Source organism: Bisgaardia hudsonensis (assembly GCF_004345785.1).
GTDB classification, from domain to species: domain Bacteria; phylum Pseudomonadota; class Gammaproteobacteria; order Enterobacterales; family Pasteurellaceae; genus Bisgaardia; species Bisgaardia hudsonensis.
Genome location: NZ_SLXI01000001.1, coordinates 257,292 through 274,528, shown reverse-complemented (window position 1 = coordinate 274,528; position 17,237 = coordinate 257,292). Strand labels below are relative to the sequence as shown.

The window sequence follows — 17,237 nt, the reverse complement described above, 5'->3', positions numbered from 1 at the left end:
AATGAAAAAAGCATATAAACTTATTTTAACCTTACTTTCTTTCTTTGCTATTCCTAATGCATTTGCGGCAGTCTGGACTATCGCAATAGATCCTGGTCATGGAGGGAAAGACCCTGGTGCAATTAGCCGAAATTTAAATATTTATGAAAAAAATGTTACGCTTTCCATCGCAAAAGAATTAAAAGCATATTTGGATAAGGACCCTAATTTCCGTGGCGTATTAACTCGTAGTAATGATTATTTTATTTCTGTACCACATCGTTCAGAAATAGCAAGAAAACATAAAGCTAATTATCTTGTTTCCATTCACGCTGATTCATCGGAATCCTCTTTATTGAGAGGGGCGTCTGTTTGGGTATTATCCAACAGACGAGCCAGTAGTGAAATGGGGCAATGGTTAGAAGATCATGAAAAACGCTCTGAATTACTTGGTGGTGCTGGAAATGTATTAGCCTCGCATAATGAAAGATATCTCGATCAAACTGTACTTGATCTCCAATTTGGGCATAGTCAGCGTGCAGGTTATGAATTGGGTGAAATAGTTTTAAAACACTTTGCGAAAATAGCCACATTAAGTCGTAGTACCCCACAACATGCTAGCCTCGGCGTACTGCGTTCACCAGATATTCCTTCTATTTTGGTAGAAACAGGTTTCTTATCAAATTCAGAGGAAGAAAAAAAATTAAATAATCGCCATTATCGTAAAAAATTAGCTAAAGTCATCTACGATAGCTTGGTTGAATACCGTAAGGCTCATATAAAATCAGAAAAAAAATATGCGACTACCTCAACTGCAACTAGCAATGTTAAAGATAGTGGTATTCGCCATAAAGTACAATCAGGCGATACCTTAAGTGGATTAGCGGATAAATACATCGTAATGATGAAAGATATTCAAACGCTAAATAATCTCAAGCGAAATACATTGTGGATTGGTGAAACGATTAAAATTCCAGATAATGGCAAAAATACCAATACGCAAAAAAGAGAAAAAAATAACCGCACTTTGAATAAAAGTGATAGTAAAACAAGTCCTAAATACCATATAGTAAAAAAGGATCAGACTTTATATGCAATATCAAGAGAATATAAAATTCCTATAAATAATTTATTAAAGTTAAACCCTAAACTAAAAAATGGTCATATTTTTGTGGGACAGAAAATAAAACTACAAGACTAGGATATAAAATGACAATTAAAATTTTACCACCACAATTAGCGAATCAAATTGCGGCAGGTGAAGTGGTTGAACGTCCAGCTTCAGTTGTCAAAGAACTTGTAGAAAATAGCTTAGATGCAGGTGCTACACGTATTCAAGTAGATATTGAAAATGGTGGAGCGACCCTTATCCGTATCCGAGATAATGGCATCGGTATTTCAAAAGATGAACTCGCACTTGCTTTAGCCCGTCATGCCACAAGTAAAATAACTTGTCTTGAAGATTTAGAAACTATTTTAAGCCTTGGCTTTAGAGGGGAAGCCCTTGCTAGTATCAGCTCTGTTTCTCGTTTAACCTTAAGCTCAAAAACAGAAAATCAAACGGAAGCTTGGCAAGTTTATGCACAAGGGCGAGATATGGAAACCACTATTCAACCTACTTCTCACCCAGTAGGAACAACAGTCGAGGTGGCGAATTTATTTTTTAATACCCCTGCTCGCCGTAAATTTTTACGCACTGAAAAAACGGAATTTACTCATATTGATGAAGTCATTCGCCGTATTGCTTTAGCGAAACCAAACATTGCTTTTACGCTTACTCATAATGGAAAAATCCTAAGACAATACCGAAATGCAACTAATCAAACACAAGAGCAAAAACGCCTGAGTGCAATTTGTGGGGAAGACTTTGTAAAGCACGCGTTACGAATTGATTGGAAACATAATGATCTGCATTTATATGGGTGGGTAACAACGCCTAGTTTTAAAAGAAATCAAAATGATTTAAATTATAGTTATATTAATGGCAGAATGGTCAAAGATAAAGTCATCAACCATGCTATTCGCCAAGCCTATGCTGAATATTTATCTCAAGATGAATACCCTGCTTTTGTGATTTTTATCGATCTTAATCCTAATGAAGTAGATGTAAATGTTCACCCAACAAAACATGAAGTTCGTTTTCATCAAGCTCGTTTAATTCATGATTTTATTTATCAAGGGATCAGTAATGCACTTAATCATCAACAACTAGATTTTTACAATAATAACCAAACTGAATCTACTGTTTCAGATAAAATTGCAGAGCCAATAGCCCAATGGTCAACATCATCAACAAATAAGCCAAACAGAGCCGCGGCGGGAGAAAATATTTTTTCTCATAATAGAGTCAATACACCAAATAATCAGAGTGGAAAGGCCTATTTTCAATCTCAATATCATCAAGATTTACCCACAAAAATAGAGAAACAAGCCTATACTGATTTAATACAAAACAATAAAATTCAGCAACCAATAGAACAAACATTACAAACACAAGCGACACCACTTGTGATCCAAAAAAATGAGCAACCTCAAGTTCAGTCCTCAATGTTACAAACATTAGCATTGATAGAAAATAAGGCATTATTATTACAACAAAATCAGCAATTTTACTTACTGTCTATCAAAAAATTGCAACAGTTAAAAATTGAACTCAGTTTATGTGTAAATCCAACTCAACAACCTTTACTGATGCCAATAATGTTTCACCTTGATGATAATCAATACCAACAATGGCAAGTACAACAGCCTTTATTTCAAACGCTAGGATTTGAGTTTAATGAGAATCAAAAGCAACATAGAATCACTTTAATGGCTGTTCCAACTTGTTTACGTAGTCAAAATTTACAAAAATTAATCACCTATATTCTCACTAAAAATATCACAAAAACATCAGAATTATTAACCGCACTTAGTGAAGCTATTGAATTAGATGATATATTAATTTTTGCTGATGCCATTAATTTATTAACTGAAGTCGAACAGCGTATTAATCAACAAAACAATATTCAATTAAACACGTTATTAATACCAATTAACTGGCAAAATTACTTAGAAAAACTATAAAAATGATAAAAAATAAGAAACCAACAGCATTATTTTTAATGGGACCAACAGCTTCAGGAAAGACTGATCTCGCTATAAAATTAAGGCAAGAAATACCCATCGAAGTAATAAGTGTTGATTCAGCCTTGATTTATCGAGGAATGGATATTGGCACAGCAAAACCAAGCAAGCAAGAATTAGCTTTAGCCCCACACCGATTAATTGATATAAAAGATCCCAGCGAAAGTTATTCTGCCGCTGATTTTCGCAACGATGCCTTAATTGAAATGCAGAACATAACGGAGCAGGGAAAAATCCCACTCCTAGTTGGTGGTACGATGCTTTATTATAAAGCATTATTAGAGGGGCTTTCACCACTTCCTTCTGCTGATGAAAAAATCAGAGAACAAATAGAAAATAAAGCCAAGTTAATAGGCTGGGCTGGATTACATCAAGAATTAAAAAAAATTGATCCAATATCAGCACAGCGTATAAATCCAAATGATAGTCAACGTATTAATCGAGCATTAGAAGTATTCTATATTACAGGAAAATCGCTGACTGAATTAACGGAACAAAAGGGAGAAACACTACCTTACCATATTTACCAATTTGCTATTGCCCCAGAAGATCGTTCAGTTCTACATCAAAGAATAGAACAACGATTTTATAAAATGATTGAACAAGGCTTTCAACAAGAAGTCGAAAAATTGTATCAATGTCCCGATCTACATATTAATTTACCCTCTATTCGCTGTGTGGGTTATCGTCAAATGTGGGAATTTTTACAAGGTCAATATGACCATAATGAAATGGTTTTTAGAGGGATATGTGCAACAAGGCAACTCGCCAAAAGACAAATCACTTGGTTAAGAGGTTGGAATAGCCCGATTCAATGGTTAGATAGCTTAAATATAGAAAAAGCGACAGAACAAATAATACAAATAGTAAAATAATCTATGGTCAGAGATGACATTTTAATAAATTATTGTTATATTGATTAAGATATATTATAAGTTTTTATTATAGTATTCAATATCATTATAAATTAATAACTATAACTAAATTTAAAAGGAAACTTAATATGGCAAAAGGACAATCGTTACAAGATCCTTACTTAAATGCGTTACGTCGTGAGCGTATCCCTGTATCAATCTATTTAGTCAATGGAATCAAATTACAAGGTCAAATAGAATCTTTTGATCAATTCGTTATTTTACTAAAAAATACCGTTAATCAAATGGTCTATAAACACGCAATATCAACAGTCGTACCTGCTCGTACTGTTTCTCATCATAATGGACAAACAAATCAGCAACAATATCATCAAACTCATCAACAAGATGTTCCTAGTGTAGCTGAAGAAGATAAAAGCGAGTAATTATCCGTTAATCAACATAGCCTCTATGTAAAACAAAATTAATAGAATTATAATATAGAGGCTAATTTGTCTTACCACAATAATACTCAACACAATAATACAAGTGTAGTGGTATTATCCTATACCCTTTGGTTACCATATGTCATCGCAATCTGAAAATAATATATCCCTAAATAATAAAGAAAATACCCAAGACAATGCCATCATCGTTCATACCTTCTTTTTACAAAATAAAAATATTGAAGACTTAACAGAATTTAAATTATTGGCAGAATCAGCTAATGTCAATATTCTTTCTACAATTACCACTTCTCGTACTACACCACAAGCAAAATATTTTGTAGGAAAAGGAAAAGCTGAAGAAATCGCGGAAACAGTAAAAGCACTAAAAGCCGATGTTATTCTTGTTAATCATAGCCTAACGCCAGCACAAACTCGTAATCTTGAAAGTCTATGTGAATGTCGAGTGGTTGATCGTACTGGTTTAATCTTAGATATATTTGCACAACGAGCAAGATCACACGAAGGAAAGTTACAAGTTGAACTCGCACAATTAAAATACCTTTCTACACAACTAATTCGCCGAAAAACAGGCTTAGATCAACAAAAAGGGGCGGTGGGTTTACGAGGCCCCGGAGAAACCCAATTAGAAACAGATAGACGTTTAATCAAAGTGCGTATCGGTCAGTTACAAAGCCGTTTAGAAAAAGTCAATAAACAACGTAATCAAAATCGTCAAACTCGTCAAAAAGCAGATATTCCCACTATTTCTCTTGTAGGTTATACCAATGCAGGAAAATCGACGCTATTTAATCGCTTAACCAGTGCTGATGTTTATGCGGCTGATCAATTGTTTGCCACGCTTGACCCTACCTTAAGACGCTTATCAATTCAAGATGTCGGTACAACCATTCTTGCGGATACAGTCGGTTTTATTAGAGACTTACCTCACGATCTCGTTTCCGCTTTTAAATCCACGTTACAAGAAACCATCGAAGCCAGTTTATTACTGCACGTTGTCGATGCCTCAGATCCAAGAAAACTTGAAAATATCCAAGCCGTCAATGAAGTACTTGCCGAAATTAATGCTGATAAAATACCATTACTACTTGTTTATAATAAAATTGACCAACTTGATACAATTATGCCACATATTGAATATGATGATGAAAATATCCCTGTAGCTGTTTATATTTCTGCTCATCATAATCAAGGCATCGATCTACTATTTAAAGCAATAATAGAAAAATTGCGAAACAAAATGTCTTATTTCAGGCTATTATTACCACCACAAGCTGGAAAATTACGCCATAAACTTTATCAATTAAATTGTATTCAACAGGAAATCATTTCTGATAATGGCGATTTTATGATTGATATTAAAATTGATCACATTGAATGGCTTAAATTAATAAAGCAACAAGACGTAAAAGAAATTTTGGATATAAGTCAAATTAAGCTAATTGAGTAAAAGTAAAGTGCGGTGTATTTTTTAAAAATTAAAAAAATATACCGCACTTTTATAAATAGAAAATATAGAAAAGATTAATATTTATTGATTTTTAAGCAGATCATTCATTAATTGAATATCAATATGGCAATAACCATTTGGATTTTTATCTAAATAATCTTGATGATATGCTTCCGCTGGGAAATAATGCTCTAGTGGCAAGTTTTCTACTACCAAAGGTTGAGAATATTGTTTTTGTAGATCAGCTAAGGATTTTTCAATAATCAGCTTATCATTAGGATCCACATAATACACACCTGTTCGATATTGTACGCCTTTGTCTGCACCTTGTTGATTTAGGCTAGTTGGATCGATCACTTTAAAATAATAATCCAATAATTTTTCTAAACTAATTTGGGTATTATCGTAAGTAACTTTAACCACTTCAGCGTGTCCGCTATTACTGCATACATCTTGATAGGTTGGGTTTAAGGTATTACCATTAGCATAACCTGATTCTGCATCAATCACGCCATTAATACGTTGCATAAAGGCTTCTGTTCCCCAAAAACAGCCGCCCGCTAAATAAATAATTTTTGTATTTTGCATATTCCAAATTCTCCCTATTAATTCTGAACTATATTAGTTTCTAATATGTAATCATTTATCAATTACTTTTGAGAATGCTCTCAATCCTGTTGAATTTCCTGTTTTTACCATCGCTTGCATAGCTTGTGTCGGTTGATGGGTTAATTTATTCATTAACTTATAACTCAATTCTTGTAAAATTTGTTCCGCACTTTCACCTTGATTTAGAGATTGTAATGCTTTTTCTAACAATTCTTGACGAACTTGCTCCGCATTACTACGATAAGTACGAATAAGTCCAGAGAATTGGCGAACCTTCAACCACTCAAAAAAATCAACGCTCTCTTGTTGAATAATCTGCTCTGCTTGTTCTGCTGCCTGTTCACGATTACTTAAATTTTGTTGAATAATATTTTGTAAATCATCAACCGTATAATGATACACACTTTCTAATTCACTAACAGACTCATCTACATCTCTTGGGACGGCAATATCCACAATTAACATTGGCGTATTCTTGCGTAATTTCTGAGCTTGTATAACCATTTCTTGAGTAATTAATACATTAGGGCTACCAGTCGAACTAATAATAATATCCACTTTTCCTAATGTTTCCGAAATCGCTGATAAAGGTATAATATTAATGCCCTTATCCGTATTTAATTTATCGACTAAACTATTCGCATTTTCTAAGGTTCGATTCGCAATCGTTAATGATTTCACTCCGTGTCGTAACAAGTGGCGACTTACTAATTCAATGGTTTCCCCTGCTCCGACAAGTAAAATATTTAACGTACGTAAGCTATCAAAAATCTGACGAGCTAAACTACAAGCGGCATAAGCCACTGAAACCGCACTTTCGCCGATATTCGTTTCAGTTCTTACACGTTTTGCGGTAGAAAATACTTTTTGGAATAATCGAGAAAGTTCGCTAGAAAAAGGATATTGATTAGCCGGATAAAATGCCTCTGCAACTTGAAAAGCCTGTTTTACTTGTCCTAAAATTTGTGGTTCACCTAAAATCAACGAATCCAATCCACAAGCGACTCGCATTAAATGTTGTGTAGCTTGTAAATTCTGTCTATTGTAAAGATAATCATTTAATTCATTGACTTCAAGATGATGGATTGTTGCAAACCATTGTATTATTTTATCTAACCAACAATCTGTTTCTTCTGGTGCGATACCTTTATTATGAAAATAAATTTCGGTTCGGTTACAGGTAGATAAAATTACGGCACTATCTGCTAAGGCTAATTCGTGAATATTTTGCAATGCAAAACAACGTTTTTCATCTGAAAACGCAACTTTCTCACGAATAGCAACAGGTGCTGTTTTGTGATTAATACCTAATACGAGAATTGTCATAACAATAAATACCGCAATCTAACTCAATAATACAATGAATAAATACCTATGAAATAAGGATAATATCCTAAGATACGGTAATAAATTCGCCCACAAGAAAATAAAATAATAAAAGAGTGCCTATTCTAATTAAAAGTTTCAATTTCAGCAAATAAGATTGACTATTTCAGCAATAGCATTACCTTATTTAAAGTTATCTTTTGCCTTTCTTAATATAATAAATTCTTCTAGATTTTTAGCTTGCAAAAAGGGATTAATCTTTTTTTCTAAAATAAGTGTAGTCGGTAAACTTGGCAATCCTTTAGAACGTAATGCTTCAACTTTTTCTAAATAATTTTGTACCGCACTTTTATCCTCAACAACTGTTTCTGCAAAACGTAAATTACTTAGGGTATATTCGTGAGCAGGGCAAACAATCGAATCATCAGGTAATCCATTAAATTTTTGCATTGAATCAAACATTTGCTGATAATTCCCTGTAAATACACGCCCACAACCTGCTGAAAATAACGCATCACCACAAAATAGATGATTGTCCACTATAAAACTAATATGTTGTTCGGTATGACCACCTGTTTCTAAAACATCAATATGGTAATTATTTGTCGTAAAATGCCCTTCTTTTACGATATGGGTAACTTCAGTTGCACATTCTTCTGGTCCAAACACAGGAACATTAGGATAACGCGCTTTAAACTTTGCTACCCCAGCAATATGATCGGCGTGTTTATGGGTGAGTAATACGGCTTCCACCATTAATCCATTAGCCGTAATAAACTGAAATAAATTTTCCGTTTCTGGTATATCAATAATGATCACGGGTAAATTTTCTCGACCATATACCCAAATATAATTATCTGTTAATGCCGGTATTGCTTGTAACATATATGCCCTATTTTATTATTAAGAATTATGCCTTCAATGTAATTAACCAACAATTATGAATTTGTTTATTACGTTGAAAATCTAATGGTAAGGTTTTAGCTGAAATTTCCACCGCAGTTAGTCCTAATGTAGCTAATCCATCAAAATCCATTTTAAAACCACGTTTATTATTGGAAAAAACAATCGTCCCTTCTTTTCTTAAAATACGTTTTAAATTACTCATTAATTTAATATGATCACGCTGTACATCCCAACTATCTTCCATTCTCTTTGAATTTGAAAATGTTGGCGGATCAACAAAAATCAAATCAAACTGGCGATCGCAATGTTCTAACCATTGTAAACAATCCGCTTGTATCAATTTATGTTGCTTACCTTCAATATCATTAAGTAAAAGATTTTGCTCTGCCCAATTAAGATAGGTATTCGACATATCCACTGTGGTTGTTGATTTTGCTTTCCCTAATGCTGCGTGAACAGTAGCCGATCCCGTATAAGCAAATAAATTTAAAAAATCTTTATCCTTTGCCATTTCGCCAAGCATTTTACGTGTTAAGCGATGATCTAAAAATAATCCTGTGTCCAAATAATCCGTCAAATTTACCCACAATTTAGCACCATATTCTGTTACATAAAAATATTCACCTTTGTGTGCTAATTTTTCATATTGATTGGTACCTTTCTGCTTTTGACGTACTTTTAAAATTAATTTATTGGTTTCAATTCCTGTTACTGCTAATGTAGCACTCACGGCATCTAATAAACGTTGGCGTGCCTTATTTTCATCAATCGTTTTTGGGGCTGCATATTCTTGAATAACAATATTATCCGCATAGCGATCGACCGCTAAATTGTATTCAGGTAAATCCGCGTCATATAAACGATAAGCATCTAAACCTTGTTGTTTTGCCCATTTTTCAATTTTTTTAATATTTTTCTGTAAACGGTTAGCAAAATCAGGTGCCATTTGTACGCTATTCTCATTAAATTCTAGCGAATTTTCTACCGCACTTTTATCTGCATTATCTGATAATTTACGCTGACTAATACGGTAGTTTTTCTGTACGCAGTCTAAAGGTCCATTTTTGGCTTTAAATTGACGATGGGAACGTAAACGTAAACAATCTAGTAATGTCGGTTCGCCACTAAAAATAGATACATTCCAATCTACGAACTGCTGTTTTAGACGTTGTCCAAATACAGAATATAAGGCGATTAATGCAGGGGTCGTACCAATACGTTCACCATAAGGCGGGTTACAAATAACTGTACCAATACTTTCCTTATCAAATGGATTTTGCAAGCTAGCAATATCCCCTTGTTTCCATTGAATAAGATGAGCAACACCTGCACTTTTAGCATTTTTTTTCGCTTTTTCTAATACTCGATGATCTAAATCTAATCCATAAAAATGTGCTTGAGTATTTTTAGAACATTCGAACTCTGCGAGAGATAACGCTTCTTTTTTTACCTTGTCCCAAGCATCTTGATTATGCCCTTTCCAAAAGTCAAATCCCCAACGTAAACGATATAACTGCGGTGCAATTTTGACTTCCATTTGTGCGGCTTCAATTAGCAATGTACCAGAACCACACATTGGATCTAACAAAGGCGTGCCTTGTTGCCAACCTGAACGTAACACAATTGCGGCAGCTAAGGTTTCTCTTAAAGGCGCTTTACCCGTTTCTTCTCGATAACCACGAATATGTAACGCATCGCCACTTAAATCTAAAGAAACAATTAAATTTTCACGATTTAAATAAGTATGAATACGAATATCTGGATTATCTTTATCAACTGTCGGACGAGCTTTGCCATTACGTTCAAAATAATCAACAATCCCATCTTTTACTCGCATTGCCCCAAATTGGGTATGGCGAATATCTTGATTTGTTCCATTAAAATCCACTAAAAAAGTGGTTCGCTCATCAAAAAGTTCCAACCAATTTTGACTAATAACCGTGGAATACAGATCCAGATCACTATAAATTTTAGTTTCAACTAGAGGTAATAAAATCCTTGAGCTTAATCTTGACCAAAGTAATACTTTATACTGTATTTCATCTGTTGCTTGGAAATGAACACCACCTTGTACAACACGACATTCTGTTGCACCAAGCTCTGTTAATTCCACTTTTAGTAATTCTTCAAAACCACGAGAGGTGGTAGCAAAAAGTTGTTTCATTAATATTCTCAATTTAATCATATGCTATTAATCTGAATTATAACAGACCACTAAAGAGCGGTGGAAATTAATTTAGTTTTTCATCAAGATAATTTAGAAATGATTATACCAATCACAGCAATCCTGAAAAACGTTTTAGGCTTTCCGACAAAATAAGGTACAATCGGTGTGTTTTAAATTTAAAAAAGGGGTTTATCGTGTTTGTAAAAATTTATGGTCGTGCTGGCTGTCCATTCTGTGTAAGAGCAAAAAATTTAGCTGAAGAATTGAAAAATACAGCATCTGATTTTGATTATCAATATACAGATATTAATGAAGCAGGAATGACAAAAGATGATTTATCTGTGCTAGCAGGTAAAACAGTTACCACTGTTCCACAAATCTTTATTGATGAAAAACATATTGGTGGCTGTACTGATTTTGAAGCATTGATGGGAAAAGGTGGTAGCTGGTTTAGCAAGTTATTTTCTTAAAAATTAGCAAACTTATTTTCCTAAATAAAAAAACACCGCACTTTTAACTGTGCGGTGTTTTTTATATCACTAATAATTAATTAGCGCACGCTTGTGCTTGTTGTAGTACGCCCTGCTCGCTTACGTTCAACTTCAGTTAATAAACGCTTACGAATACGCACAGATACAGGCGTTACTTCCACTAACTCATCATCATCAATAAACTCTAATGCTTGTTCTAAAGTAAAATGAATTGGTGTAGTCAATGTTAATGCTTCATCTTTTCCTGATGCACGCATATTTGTTAACTTTTTACCTTGTAACGCATTGACAGTTAAATCATTAGAACGACTATGAATACCAATAACTTGACCTTCATAAACATCAACAGCGTGATCAATCATTAATTTACCACGATCTTGTAAACCATATAGAGCATAAGCCAATGCTTTACCTGTCCCGTTAGAAATTAATACGCCATTCATTCGTTGACCAATTTCACCAGCTTTAACATCACCATAATGACTAAAGCTTGAGTATAATAATCCCGTACCTGAAGTCATCGTCATAAATTCATTACGGAAACCAATTAATCCACGACTTGGAATGACATATTCTAAGCGAGTACGCCCTTTACCATCTGGTGCCATATCACGTACTTCACCTTTGCGTAACCCTAACGCTTCCATTACTGAACCTTGATGTTGTTCTTCAATATCAATAGTTACTTGTTCGTAAGGCTCTTGTTTACGTCCATCAATTTCTTTGAAAATAACTTTCGGACGAGATACCGCTAATTCATAGCCTTCACGACGCATATTTTCAATCAATACAGATAGATGTAATTCACCACGACCAGAAACACGGAATGCATCAGGATCTTCTGTTTCTTCAACTCGTAAGGCAACGTTATGTACTAATTCTTTCTTCAAACGTTCAAGGATTTGACGAGATGTGACATATTTTCCTTCTTTACCACAGAATGGTGAAGTATTAACACAGAAAAACATTGTTACAGTTGGTTCATCAACGGTTAATGGTGGTAGTGCTTCTACATTATTAATATCGCAAATAGTATCTGAAATATTTAAATCGCCAAGACCTGTAATCGCAACAATATCACCAGCAAAGGCTTCTTCTACTTCATAACGTTGTAAACCTAAATGTCCTAATACTTGCCCGATACGTCCATTACGTGTCTTACCATTTTCATCAATTAATGTTACCGCTTGATTGGATTTAACTGAACCACGTTTAATACGTCCAATACCAATAACACCGACATAATTATTATGGTCTAATTGTGATATTTGCATTTGGAATGGGGCGTCTAAATGTACATCAGGTGGGCTAACGTGTTTTACGATTGCTTCAAATAATGGTGTCATATCTGGAGCTAATTCTTCGTGCTCAAGCCCAGCCACACCATTTAATGCTGAAGCATAAATAATAGGGAAATCTAATTGTTCGTCAGTTGCACCAAGATTAACGAAAAGATCAAAAACTTGATCAACTACCCAGTCAGGTCTCGCTCCAGGTCTATCCACTTTATTAATTACCACTATTGGTTTTAAACCATGTGCAAATGCTTTTTGTGTTACAAAACGAGTTTGTGGCATTGGACCATCAAACGCATCAACAACTAATAACACAGAATCCACCATTGAAAGTACACGCTCAACCTCGCCACCGAAGTCAGCATGTCCTGGTGTATCTACAATATTAATTCGGTAATCATTCCAATTTATTGCCGTATTTTTTGCAAGAATCGTGATACCACGTTCTTTCTCAATATCATTCGAGTCCATTACTCGCTCATCAGCTTCACCACGTACTTCACCAAAAGTACCAGATTGTTGTAATAATTTGTCAACAAGTGTAGTTTTACCATGGTCAACGTGAGCAATAATTGCGATATTACGCAATTTATTTGTATCAATTTTATTTGTCATTTGAATTTTCTTTTTAATAAATATATAAGTAGTCTTATCATATATGTAGAAAAATCGAATAACTTTTCTACAATACTATATGAAAGGGGGCTGATTATACTACTTTTTCAACAATTAAACTATAAAAAGAAATTTATTCTTGAATAATTTTATTCTATGATATTTTGAGTAACTTGATTTATAATAACTTCTTTACCATATTCACTAGAATAAACAGAGGGTCTTAATTTATGCCAAATGCAGCAGCTATTGCGAATGTATTTAAACTCATAGAAGAAAATGATATCAAATTTGTTCTTCTGCGTTTTACGGATATAAAAGGAAAAGAACATGGTGTTTCTTTACCTGCAAGTCTAATTGATGAAGACATTTTTGAAGATGGGAAAATGTTTGATGGTTCTTCTGTTGAAGGCTGGAAAGCAATCAATAAAGCAGATATGCTGTTAATGCCTATTGCAGAAACAGCTGTTGTCGATCCTTTTGCTCAAATTCCAACCCTTTCCATTCGTTGTAGTATTTATGAACCAACAACAATGCAAAGTTATGATCGAGATCCTCGCTCCATTGCCATTCGTGCAGAAACTTATATGCGTTCTACTGGCATAGCAGATGAAGCTTTTGTTGGTCCAGAACCTGAATTTTTCTTATTTGATGATGTACGTTTTGGTATTTCATCAAATGGTAATTCTTATGAAGTAGATGACATAGAAGCAGCTTGGAATACCAACCGTCGCTACGAAGATGGTAACAATGGTTATCGCCCACTCAAAAAAGGCGGATATTGTGCAGTAGCGCCAAATGATACTGCTCACGATATTCGTTCTGAGATGTGTTTAATCTTAGAGGAAATGGGATTAGTAATAGAAGCGCATCATCATGAGGTTGCTACCGCTGGTCAAAATGAAATTGCGACTAAATTCAATACGCTAGTATCAAAAGCCGATGAAACACAAATTTATAAATACGTCGTACAAAATGTGGCTTATGAACATGGTAAAACCGCTTGCTTTATGCCAAAACCTATTACTGGCGATAATGGCTCAGGAATGCACTGTAATATGTCATTAAGCAAAGATGGAAAAAATCTTTTCCAAGGCGACAAATATGCAGGACTATCTGAAACCGCACTCTATTTCATTGGTGGTATTATTAAACACGCAAAAGCATTAAACGCCTTTACCAATCCTTCAACGAACTCATATAAACGTTTAGTTCCTGGATTTGAAGCACCTGTTTTATTAGCCTATTCTGCGAGCAATCGTTCTGCATCTATTCGTATTCCTGCGGTAACTACACCAAAAGCCATTCGTATAGAAGCACGTTTCCCTGATCCAATGGCAAACCCATATCTTGCATTTTCTGCATTATTAATGGCTGGATTAGATGGTATTAGCAATAAAATACATCCTGGCGATGCAATGGATAAAAATCTTTATGATCTTCCACCTGAAGAATTAAAAGAAATTCCAGCTGTGGCAAGTTCATTAGAAGAAGCACTCAATTCACTTGAAAAAGATTATGACTTCCTCATTCAAGGTAATGTATTTAGTAAAGAATTTATTGACGCTTTTGTTACGATGAAACGCAAAGAAGTGGAACGTCTTAATATGACGCCTCATCCTGTTGAATTTGAGATGTATTACTCTTAATTGTTTATCAAATTTAAACATAAAAGCACCTTATCAGGTGCTTTTGTTATATTAAGCATATTAATTTATTATTTTCTATTACCTAACAATCCGTTCTTTTCTTCTCTTATAATTGAGTAACGATTTCTTTTCCGATACAATGTATAGCTATTTTTTAGCTGTTAATAAGCTAAATACATCTTTAATATTATTGGAAATACAGAAATGTCAGAAATAAAATTAATTGTTGGGCTAGCTAATCCCGGTGATAAATACACAGAAACTCGCCACAATGCAGGTGAATGGTTGATTAATCAATTAAGCAAACAATTTAATTTTAATTTAAAAGAAGAAAATAAATTCTTTGGGAAAACTGCCCGCACTTTAGTCAATGGAAAAGAGATCCGCTTTCTAGTACCTACTACGTTTATGAATTTAAGTGGTAAATCAATTGCTACTTTAGCTAATTTTTATCGTATTTCACCAGAAGAAATCTTAATTATTCACGATGAACTTGATCTTCCTCCTGGTGTCGCAAAAATTAAACAAGGCGGCGGGCACGGTGGTCATAATGGATTAAAGGATACCATTGCTCAACTTAGCAATAATAAAAATTTCTACCGACTACGCATAGGAATTGGTCATCCAGGCGACAAAAACTTAGTATCTTCTTATGTACTCAGTAAACCTTCTCCGACTGATTGGCAACTGATAAATAAAGTATTAGATGAAGCAACTATATGTATAGAAATACTCATTAAAGATGGAATTAACAAAGCAACAAATCGTTTAAATAGCTTTAAAGCTGAATAACAGATTATTTATTTACTGGCAACTAAAGAAAAAGCCAAACAACTACAAAGGAAAATATTATGGGATTTAAATGTGGTATCGTGGGTTTACCTAACGTTGGTAAATCAACCCTTTTTAACGCATTAACAAAAGCTGGTATTGAAGCGGCAAACTACCCTTTCTGTACCATTGAACCCAACACTGGTGTCGTACCAATGCCTGATCCTCGATTAGATGCACTTGCTGAAATTGTTAACCCACAACGTGTCTTACCTACCACTATGGAGTTTGTGGATATCGCAGGTTTAGTCGCTGGAGCAAGTAAAGGTGAAGGATTAGGAAATAAATTTTTAGCTAATATTCGTGAAACTGATGCTATTGGTCATGTAGTACGCTGTTTTGAAAATGATGATATTGTCCACGTAGCGGGGAAAATTGATCCAGCTTCTGATATTGAAATTATCAATACAGAATTAGCTTTATCTGATTTAGATAGTTGTGAACGTGCAATCCAACGTTTACAAAAACGTGCAAAAGGTGGTGATAAAGAAGCTAAATTTGAATTATCTATTATGGAAAAAATCTTACCTGTATTAGAAAATGCTGGAATGATCCGATCCGTAGGATTAGATAAAGACGAATTACACGCTATTAAAAGCTATAATTTCCTTACTTTAAAACCAACAATGTATATTGCTAATGTTAATGAAGATGGCTTTGAAAATAATCCCTACTTAGATCGTGTGCGTGAAATAGCAGAGAAAGAAGGTGCGGTCGTTGTTCCTGTTTGTGCAGCTATTGAATCAGAAATAGCAGAGCTTGATGATGAAGAAAAAGTAGAGTTTTTACAAGATCTTGGTATTGAAGAACCAGGATTAAACCGTGTTATTCGAGCTGGCTATTCATTACTCAACTTACAAACCTATTTTACTGCTGGTGTAAAAGAAGTTCGAGCTTGGACTGTTGCCATAGGCGCAACAGCACCTAAAGCAGCCGCGGTCATTCATACCGATTTTGAAAAGGGCTTTATTCGAGCAGAAGTAATTGCTTATGAAGACTTTGTTCAATATAAAGGCGAAAATGGTGCAAAAGAAGCTGGAAAATGGCGATTAGAAGGAAAAGATTACATTGTTCAAGATGGCGATGTAATGCATTTTAGATTTAACGTCTAATTTAACTAAGATTTGACTTACAGAAAAAGACCGCACCAATCCTAAAAGTGCGGTCTTTTTTTAGATAGTTTAATAGAATATTATTTTTTTGTTAAAAATTAGTATAATAATAGTGAAAAAGATAAATCACCAAAGTAATATAATATAAAACAAATAAAAATCAGTATAAAATTTGATTTCCTATTTCTAAAAGCGTATATTAGAAAGACAGAAAAGTCCTGTATATAAAGAAATCACACTATATTTGCCGCATTGATACATTTCTGATAAAAAAGAGTACATCATATGAAATATACAAATTTCTACCTTTATTGTTAATAATAAAACACTACTTACTACTAACATCATCTATATTATCAG

Annotated in this window: 14 protein-coding genes; 9 read left to right on the top strand and 5 right to left on the bottom strand. The window is 34.1% G+C overall.

The genetic code is table 11. The features are described from left to right. Nucleotide 1 precedes the first annotated feature (1 nt). From EV697_RS01315 to hflX, 5 genes are all read left to right on the top strand, one after another. On the top strand, nt 2-1,180 hold the full coding sequence (locus tag EV697_RS01315; RefSeq protein WP_132021768.1) for an N-acetylmuramoyl-L-alanine amidase: 1,179 nt from the start codon (nt 2-4) through the stop codon (nt 1,178-1,180). Between the two features lie 8 nt (nt 1,181-1,188). Then, nucleotides 1,189-3,045, top strand: a complete 1,857-nt coding sequence (mutL, locus tag EV697_RS01310; RefSeq protein WP_132021766.1) for a DNA mismatch repair endonuclease MutL — start codon at nt 1,189-1,191, stop codon at nt 3,043-3,045. Between the two features lie 2 nt (nt 3,046-3,047). Continuing rightward, complete coding sequence (gene miaA, locus EV697_RS01305) at nt 3,048-3,980, top strand: tRNA (adenosine(37)-N6)-dimethylallyltransferase MiaA (RefSeq protein WP_132021764.1); 933 nt, start codon at nt 3,048-3,050, stop codon at nt 3,978-3,980. 128 nt (nt 3,981-4,108) lie between these two features. Further along, a complete protein-coding gene (hfq, locus tag EV697_RS01300; protein WP_132021762.1) occupies nt 4,109-4,405 on the top strand; it encodes an RNA chaperone Hfq in 297 nt (98 codons plus the stop codon). 139 nt (nt 4,406-4,544) lie between these two features. Further along, on the top strand, nt 4,545-5,876 hold the full coding sequence (hflX, locus tag EV697_RS01295) for a ribosome rescue GTPase HflX (RefSeq protein WP_132021760.1): 1,332 nt from the start codon (nt 4,545-4,547) through the stop codon (nt 5,874-5,876). 81 nt (nt 5,877-5,957) lie between these two features. Here the strand turns inward: hflX and msrA are convergent, their stop codons facing one another. From msrA to rlmKL, 4 genes are all read right to left on the bottom strand, one after another. Continuing rightward, nucleotides 5,958-6,464 (bottom strand): peptide-methionine (S)-S-oxide reductase MsrA, encoded by a 507-nt coding sequence (gene msrA / locus EV697_RS01290; protein WP_132021758.1) that lies wholly within the window; start codon nt 6,462-6,464, stop codon nt 5,958-5,960. Between the two features lie 51 nt (nt 6,465-6,515). Then, entirely contained in the window at nt 6,516-7,811 is a 1,296-nt protein-coding gene (hemA, locus tag EV697_RS01285; protein WP_132021756.1) for a glutamyl-tRNA reductase, read from the bottom strand. 183 nt (nt 7,812-7,994) lie between these two features. Next, complete coding sequence (gene gloB, locus EV697_RS01280) at nt 7,995-8,696, bottom strand: hydroxyacylglutathione hydrolase (RefSeq protein WP_132021754.1); 702 nt, start codon at nt 8,694-8,696, stop codon at nt 7,995-7,997. Between the two features lie 25 nt (nt 8,697-8,721). Then, the gene (gene rlmKL / locus EV697_RS01275; protein ID WP_132021752.1) at nt 8,722-10,881 is read right to left on the bottom strand and encodes a bifunctional 23S rRNA (guanine(2069)-N(7))-methyltransferase RlmK/23S rRNA (guanine(2445)-N(2))-methyltransferase RlmL; all 2,160 of its coding nucleotides are present in this window, start codon (nt 10,879-10,881) and stop codon (nt 8,722-8,724) included. Nucleotides 10,882-11,078: 197 nt separating this feature from the next. Here rlmKL and EV697_RS01270 point away from each other — a divergent pair, with 197 nt between their 5' ends. After that, nucleotides 11,079-11,354 carry a GrxA family glutaredoxin gene (locus EV697_RS01270; protein WP_132021750.1) on the top strand — a complete coding sequence of 92 codons (276 nt, stop codon included), beginning with the start codon at nt 11,079-11,081 and terminating at the stop codon, nt 11,352-11,354. Nucleotides 11,355-11,434: 80 nt separating this feature from the next. Here EV697_RS01270 and typA read toward each other — a convergent pair whose 3' ends face one another. After that, nucleotides 11,435-13,285 (bottom strand): translational GTPase TypA, encoded by a 1,851-nt coding sequence (gene typA / locus EV697_RS01265; protein ID WP_132021748.1) that lies wholly within the window; start codon nt 13,283-13,285, stop codon nt 11,435-11,437. A 230-nt stretch (nt 13,286-13,515) separates the two neighbouring features. Between typA and glnA the strand changes: the two genes are divergently transcribed. The 3 genes from glnA to ychF all read left to right on the top strand — a co-directional run bounded on the left by glnA (nt 13,516) and on the right by ychF (nt 16,877). Continuing rightward, nucleotides 13,516-14,934 carry a type I glutamate--ammonia ligase gene (glnA, locus tag EV697_RS01260; protein WP_132021746.1) on the top strand — a complete coding sequence of 473 codons (1,419 nt, stop codon included), beginning with the start codon at nt 13,516-13,518 and terminating at the stop codon, nt 14,932-14,934. 204 nt (nt 14,935-15,138) lie between these two features. Then, nucleotides 15,139-15,726, top strand: a complete 588-nt coding sequence (gene pth, locus EV697_RS01255) for an aminoacyl-tRNA hydrolase (RefSeq protein ID WP_132021744.1) — start codon at nt 15,139-15,141, stop codon at nt 15,724-15,726. A gap of 59 nt (nt 15,727-15,785) precedes the next feature. Next, a complete protein-coding gene (gene ychF / locus EV697_RS01250; RefSeq protein ID WP_132021742.1) occupies nt 15,786-16,877 on the top strand; it encodes a redox-regulated ATPase YchF in 1,092 nt (363 codons plus the stop codon). Nucleotides 16,878-17,237: the final 360 nt, after the last annotated feature.